Below are 1,064 nucleotides of genomic sequence, written 5' to 3' on the forward strand. Positions count from 1 at the left end.
CCGAAGCGCCTGCGGGGCATCCTCGCCGACCGGCCCCGAGCCGTCGCCGCCCTCACGAAGATCTTTCTCGACGAGATCGAGCGGACTCTGATCACCGCCTCCGGTGTCACCGCTGCTGCCGACATGCCGAGTGCTTCCCGCCCGCGGCTCGGCGGCATCTCCTTCCTGCACCGCTTCGGTTCGGCGCTCAACCACCACGTGCACCTGCACGCATGCGTGACCGACGGCGTCTTTCGACCGGCGGCTGCCGATGCAGGGTGCGACGCCCCGCCGGCGTTCGTGCCGGCCCGACCGATCACGCAAGCCGATCTGGCCGCGCTCACCGAGCGGGTGCGTCGCCGCGTGATCCGGTGGTTCAGGCTTGCCGGCCTGCTCGACGCCGCGGCCGCCGCCGACATGCTCGCTTGGGAGAACAGCGGGTTTTCAGTAGACGCGAGTGTCCGGATCACGCTGATCGATCGCGATGTGCCGAGCTATTTTCGGAGCCTCGAACATCTTCTCCGATACTGCGCCCGGCCCCCCTTCGCCCTCGAGCGACTCTCCGTGATCCGCGGCCCAGACGGCCGGATAACCCGCATCCGCTACGCGCTGCCCAGACACAAAGCCGCCACCTGGGTCGGGCCTGGCCGCGGGCGTAAGTCCACGCGGCCGGGAGCCAATGGCGTCGTGGAGCTCTCGCCGTTTGAGTTCCTCGATCGTTTGGCAGACCTCGTCCCACCGCCGCGGAAGCACCGCCATCGCTACCACGGGGTGTTTGCGCCGAACCACAGGCTGAGGCGGGCCGTCACGACACTGGCGATCGCAAACATCGGCAAGCAACGCGAGCTCACGACCGGGGGACATGGAAACGACGGTCACGCCACGGGAGGCTGCTCTGACGCGCATCAAAAACCCCGCTCGCACGACACCTCCCGGATCGCCTGGGCCAAGCTTCTGGCCCGGGTGGGGGAGGAGTTTCCACTCGAGTGCCCGAACTGCGGCGCCGACATCCGGCTGATCGCGTTCATTACGGAGCCGGGCCCGATCCGGAAGATCCTCGCACATCTGGGCGAACCGCTCGAGCC

1 protein-coding gene is annotated in these 1,064 nt (G+C 68.3%); it reads left to right on the forward strand.

From position 1 onward, the window contains the following. Positions 1-1,064 (forward strand): IS91 family transposase (locus tag FJ309_17720; GenBank protein ID MBM3956413.1); only part of this gene is annotated, 1,064 nt, incomplete at both ends.

It is taken from the genome of Planctomycetota bacterium (assembly GCA_016872555.1).
Lineage (GTDB): Bacteria > Planctomycetota > Planctomycetia > Pirellulales > UBA1268 > F1-20-MAGs016.